Source organism: Kitasatospora sp. NPDC093806 (assembly GCF_040683335.1).
Lineage (GTDB): Bacteria > Actinomycetota > Actinomycetes > Streptomycetales > Streptomycetaceae > Kitasatospora.
On record NZ_JBFBDO010000210.1, the window covers coordinates 1 to 5,154 of the forward strand.

General features: G+C 75.9%; 6 protein-coding genes and 1 pseudogene. 2 read left to right on the forward strand and 5 right to left on the reverse strand.

Translation table 11 applies throughout. The features are described 5' to 3' along the window. The 3 genes from AB0N76_RS39050 to AB0N76_RS39060 form a co-directional block, all read right to left on the reverse strand. Positions 1-454: ATP-binding protein (locus AB0N76_RS39050; RefSeq protein WP_363565611.1), on the reverse strand; the 454-nt coding region annotated here is incomplete at its 3' end. 272 nt (positions 455-726) lie between these two features. Beyond that, a complete protein-coding gene (locus AB0N76_RS39055) occupies positions 727-1,212 on the reverse strand; it encodes a hypothetical protein (protein ID WP_363565612.1) in 486 nt (161 codons plus the stop codon). 223 nt (positions 1,213-1,435) lie between these two features. Continuing rightward, a complete protein-coding gene (locus AB0N76_RS39060; protein ID WP_363565613.1) occupies positions 1,436-2,050 on the reverse strand; it encodes a choice-of-anchor C family protein in 615 nt (204 codons plus the stop codon). 494 nt (positions 2,051-2,544) lie between these two features. On the opposite strand from AB0N76_RS39060, the gene AB0N76_RS39065 reads away from it, so the two are divergent. Then, positions 2,545-3,387 (forward strand): hypothetical protein, encoded by an 843-nt coding sequence (locus AB0N76_RS39065; RefSeq protein WP_363565614.1) that lies wholly within the window; start codon positions 2,545-2,547, stop codon positions 3,385-3,387. Positions 3,388-3,645: 258 nt separating this feature from the next. Continuing rightward, a complete protein-coding gene (locus tag AB0N76_RS39070; RefSeq protein WP_363565615.1) occupies positions 3,646-4,233 on the forward strand; it encodes a lytic polysaccharide monooxygenase in 588 nt (195 codons plus the stop codon). A 99-nt stretch (positions 4,234-4,332) separates the two neighbouring features. Here AB0N76_RS39070 and AB0N76_RS39075 read toward each other — a convergent pair whose 3' ends face one another. Together AB0N76_RS39075 and AB0N76_RS39080 are read right to left on the reverse strand one after the other, a co-directional pair. After that, positions 4,333-4,830 carry a cold shock domain-containing protein gene (locus AB0N76_RS39075; protein WP_363565616.1) on the reverse strand — a complete coding sequence of 166 codons (498 nt, stop codon included), beginning with the start codon at positions 4,828-4,830 and terminating at the stop codon, positions 4,333-4,335. Positions 4,831-4,850: 20 nt separating this feature from the next. Further along, positions 4,851-5,154: pseudogene (locus AB0N76_RS39080) on the reverse strand (PLP-dependent aminotransferase family protein); the annotation flags it as partial.

Genomic DNA, 5,154 nt, shown 5'->3' on the forward strand with positions numbered 1-5,154 from the left:
GGAGCAGCAGGTCGAGGGTGGCGTCGTCGGCCCAGTGCAGGTCCTCGATCACCAGGACCGGGTCGTCGAGCGCCGCCAGCAGCGCCCGCACCCCCTGGGCCAGCAGCCGCCGGGCGGACAGCAGACCGTCGCCGCCGGACGGCGCGGCGGGCAGCAGCGGGGCGAGGTCGGGCAGCAGCCAGCCCAGCGCTCCGGTGCTGGGCGGCAGCTCGGCCCGCGGGGGCAGCAGGGCGGCGGCGTCCCGCAGCGCGTCCGCCACCGGCCCGAACGGCTCCGGCTCGCGCAGCGGGTGGCAGCGGCCGGTGAGCACGGTGCGTCCGGCTCGGGCCTGGGCGCGGACGGCCTCGGCGACCAGTCCGGACTTGCCGACCCCGGCCTCGCCCTCGACGACGAGGACGGCCGGCGGCCGGGACAGCACGTCGGCGGCGCGGGCGAGCTCGCGGTCACGGCCCACGATGACGGCCCCGTCCGAGGGACCGGTCGAGGGGCTGGTCGAGGGGCCGGTCGTGCCGGGACCGGTGGAGGGGGCGGCGGCCGACGGTCGGGACGGCGTCATCGGCGGGCCGCCGGGCCGCGCCCGGAACCGTGCCGGACGCCCGGGCGGCCGGTTCCCCGGGCGCGGGCGCATCCAGTCTGAGCGGGCATGCCCCTATGATGCCCGCGTCCGGCCCGGCCCCGTCCAGCGGGTGGGCCCGCCGATTTCGCGCACGCCGGGCGGGCACCGGATCACACCGCTTGGTACGCCGCCGGTCCCGGTCCCGGACCCGCTCCGTCCCGGGCGGGCCGTACGTCGTGCGCCGGACCGTCGCACCCCCGCACCCCATACGCCGCCACGCCGTCCCGGAGCACGCCGCGGGGCCGGACGACCCGGCCCGGCGCCTCGACGACCTCGCAACCGGCCCGCGCCAGCCGCCGGACGGTGTCCGCCGCAGCGCGGTCGTCGAGCGCGAACACGAACGGCCCCGGCACCAGCACGACGTCCACCCAGCCCTGCTCGGCCGCCGACACCAGGTGCTCCAGGGAGGGCAGCGGACCGCGCGTGCTCAGCCCGTGGTCGGCGTAGACATCCGGCAGCGGCAGCCCCAACCGTGCCGCCAGCAGCTCCATCGAGGTCCGCACGTACTGGGCCTCCCGCGCGTCGTAGGGGCGGCACCGCAGGTACATCGCGGACCGCCGGACCGACGGACGCACCGGTCTGTGGGGGTCGTGCATGCCGTTCACCTGGCCTTGCTCGATGGGCTCGACGGGGGAGGACCGTGCCGGGGCCCGCGACACCGGGGGAGGGCAGCCCGGGACCCGCTGCCCAGCGGACCTCCGAAACGCTGCGGGGATCAATGGGGGCCACTACCCATTGCTCGCCGCGGCCGCCCCCCGCGGCATCGCGGGACCCCGCCCGGCCGCGGTCGAGCGGGGTCCGGTGGCGTCGAATACCTGCTCAGCCGCAGGTGGGGCAGGGCGTGCAGGGCAGGACCTGGACGTTGTCCAGGACCGGCCCGGCGTTGCTGTTGGTGGTGCTGCGGAACGCCAGCGTGGTCGAGGCGGCGGTCGCCACGAAGGTGAACTGCCGGGTGACGTACCCCATCGCGGCGAGGGTCTTGCCGGTGGTGTCGAAGGTGAAGTCCTGGAACAGCTGGCCGTCGACCAGCGCCTGCCCGGTCTTCACCACCGGCCCGGCGTTCGGGTTGCCGGCGATCGAGTACGTCACCGAGTACGTCGTGCCGGGCGTGGTGGTGAAGGTCTGCGTGACGGTCCCGGCGTTGCTCCCGCTGAGGTCGACCGACTGGTCGCCCTCGGCGGCCTGCCAGTAGCCGGCGCCGATCAGGTCGACCGAGCCCGCGGCGACCCGCCACGGCCCGATGACCTGGCCGGCGGTGAACCCCTGGAAGGAGTTCGCCGCGATCTTGGGGGTCTCGAAGCTGCCGTCGTCGAAGCGGCTGAACGCGCGGGTCGCGCCCGAGGCGACCCCGCTGCCCGCGAGGAGGAGGGAGACGGTGGCGAGGGCGGCGACGGCGGTCGCGGTGGTGGTCCTGCGGATGCGCGAGATCGACATGGAGTCCTCCCAGGTGCCAGGTGCCAGGTGCCGGTCGGCCGGGCGGGCGGCCGGACACCTGAGATCGTGCGGACCGCCGGGGCCCGGGCCAAGGGTGGGGCGGGAGCGCCCCGTGGTGCGGGCGGGGACCGACGGGCTCCCGCACGCCGGTTTCGCCGGGCCGTCGCCCGCGCGCGGCCACCGGTGGCTCGCGCCCGCCGCGCTGAGCTGCGTCTTTCCGGCCGGTCCGGGCGGCCGTCGGAGTACGCCCTCCCGCGCCGGGGCCGCCCACCGGTCCCGCCGGACCTCGCCGATCCAGTGGTGCACGAAGCAGCGCGCGCCCTCGGCACGCTTCGTGCGCGCCCGGCCCTGGCCGGCCGGGGCGTCGGCGGCCGCCCGACGAGCCGACGGCGCCCGGCGTTTGGCGCCCCGGGCCGCTGGGAACGGGAGTTCGACAAGGCGCCGGATGCACCAGTGCCCCCATCCGCCCGGACCGTACAGAAGGGCCCGCACCGTTGAGCCTCCCGTCGCACCGGCAGCCGTCCGCCGCCCCGGCCGACGGCGGCCCGCCGTCGGGGCGAGTCGATCCCGCCCTGGCCGACCGCCTCACCGACGCCGTGCTGCTCGCGGGCCTGCCGATCGCCTTCGGCGACCAGGGGCCGGGCGTGCGGATCCGTCCGGCGGGCGCCGCCGACGGGCCCACCCGCCGGCCCGGGTCGGCCGTCGTCGACTGGCTGCCCGCACCGCGCCTGACGGGCGCCGCGGCGATGGCGGAGCCGGGTCACGCGGCGGGCTCGGCCCGGCAGGTGGTCGAGACGGCGATGGCGAACGCGCTCGCCGAGTTCCTGCCGGCCTTCGGGCTGGACGTCGACCCCGACCGCTCGGGTCGCGGTCTGAACGTCAGCGGCCCGGTCGCCGCCGGCGACGGCCTGCGGGTGCCGCCGGACGCGCTGGTCCACCGGTCGCCGGGCCGCACCCCGGCCGAACTCGGCCTCCCCGCCGACCTCATCGACGCCGTCCGGCGCAGCGCCACGCTCGCCGGGCTCCCGCTGGCCGCCCACCTCGGCGCCACCGGCGTCACCCTCGGCCCGTGCCCACCGGACGACGGCACGGATACCGGGGTCACCGGGGACGAAGCCGCGGACCTCGGCTGGAACCCGTCCCGCCGCCTCGCCGACCTGGCCGACAGCGCCCTGCCCGGTGCCGCCCCGGCCGCCGCCGCCCGCGCGGCCGTCGACGCGGCGATGCGCCACGCCCTGGGCACGGTGCTGCGCGCCTGCGGGACGGAGCTGCGCTGGCTGCACGCGCACAACCGGCTGCGCGCCTCCGGCGAGTCCACCCCGACCATCCGCCGCTGACTCCGTCCACCGCCGGCGCCCGGCGGTGGACGGAGTCAACTCCCGGCGTTGTCCTGGACGTTGGCGGCATTGCACAAATCACCGACCGTCTCCGCAGACTGGTCCAGACCATTGACGGTCAGGGTGGTGCTCCCTACGGTATGGGCACCCACCTGCCGCAGGCCTGCCGGGATCCCCACGGCCGCGCACCCCCACGCGCACCCCACGCGCGCGCCCTGCGTCAGGCGCACTCTCCATCCACCCCCACGGAGGAGCACCATGCGCAGACGTCACATCGTCGGCGCGGCCCTGGCCGCGCTGGCCGTCCCGCTCACGCTGGCCGTCCCGGCCCAGTCGCACGGCTTCATCAACCTGCCGCCGAGCCGCTCCGCCCTCTGCGGCGCGGGCGTCGTCAAGAACTGCGGCGACATCGAGTGGGAACCCCAGAGCGTCGAGGGCCCCAAGGGCTTCCCGACCCGCGGCCCCGCCGACGGCACCATCTGCGCGGGCGCCGACGCGCGCTGGGCGCCGCTGGACAACCCGCGCAACGGCACCTGGCCGACCACCAAGGTGACCGCCGGCGGGCAGCAGACCTTCACCTGGGAGATCGAGGCCCGGCACTCGACCACGAGCTTCCGCTACTTCCTCACCAAGCCCGGCTACGACCCGACCCAGAAGATCACCAGGGCGAGCCTGGACCTCACGCCGTTCCTGACCGTTCCCTACAACGGCCGCCAGCCCGCCGCCAGGACCACCCACACCGGCACGCTCCCCACCGGCCGTACCGGGCACCACGTGGTCGTCGCGGTCTGGGACGTCGCCGACACGTCGAACGCCTTCTACTCCTGCACCGACGTGCTCTTCTGACCCCTGCCCTGCCCTGCCCAGCACCTTCGCCCTGCCCGGCCCGATACGAAGGGGCGCCCCGCCGACCCGGCGAGGCGCCCCGACGCGTACGGGCCGGTCTCAGCCCTCGGTCCAGCCGTGCCCCTTCGCGAACTGCAGCATCGCGCTGCGCACCTTCAGCAGCTGTTCCCCGGTGAGCGACGGCGTCTGCTCCAGCAGCAGCTCGGTGACCTCCAGCAGGAACTCCGCCGAGGTGAGGACGTCGCACTCGACGTCGTCACCGTCGTTCACCACCCGGGTGGCGGCCGTGGCCGCCACCGGAGCGGCCGGCCGGGCGAGCGCCCCCTTGGGCAACCGCACGGCGGAGGCCTTCAGCCCGCGGTCGCCCTCCTCCATCTCGAACTCGACGACCAGACCCGAATGCACCATGGACTCGGGCATCAGCATGTCGTTGACATGTAGGAAGACGTCCTCTCCACCGTGGTCGGGAGCGATGAACCCGTACCCACGAACGCTGTCGTACCGCACCACGCGACCGGTGACCACACAAACCCCCAAAAGCCAACCCGGGCCCCCTGCCCGAAACCTGACGTAGAGGATAGGCGACCGCGGGGCCATTTCGCGCCATCGATTTCCCGCTACGGCGCGATGGCCTCGATCGCCGCTCTCAACCTCCTTAGCACCGGCGCCAGTTCGTCGATCGGCGGGGTGGCCAGGGCCAATCGGAGAGCGGACGGGCGGTGCGGGCCGGTGGCGAAGGCGTCGGCCGTCGAGACCAGGATGCCCTCCTCGGCGAGGGCGGCCACGACGTGATCGGGGCGCTGGTGCGGTTCCAGGCCGAGCCACACCAGGTACGAGGCGGGGTGCGCCCGGACGTCCAGGCCGGCCAGCGCGGTGCGGGCGATCGCCTGCCGGTCGGCGGCGTCGGCCCGGCGCGCGCGT

Excerpts from the sequence above, each read along its gene's own strand:
- AB0N76_RS39075 (WP_363565616.1), bottom strand. The coding sequence starts at position 4,830 with ATGGCCCCGCGGTCGCCTATCCTCTACGTCAGGTTTCGGGCAGGGGGC.
- AB0N76_RS39070 (WP_363565615.1), top strand. The coding sequence starts at position 3,646 with ATGCGCAGACGTCACATCGTCGGCGCGGCCCTGGCCGCGCTGGCCGTC.
- AB0N76_RS39060 (WP_363565613.1), bottom strand. The coding sequence starts at position 2,050 with ATGTCGATCTCGCGCATCCGCAGGACCACCACCGCGACCGCCGTCGCC.
- AB0N76_RS39055 (WP_363565612.1), bottom strand. The coding sequence starts at position 1,212 with ATGCACGACCCCCACAGACCGGTGCGTCCGTCGGTCCGGCGGTCCGCG.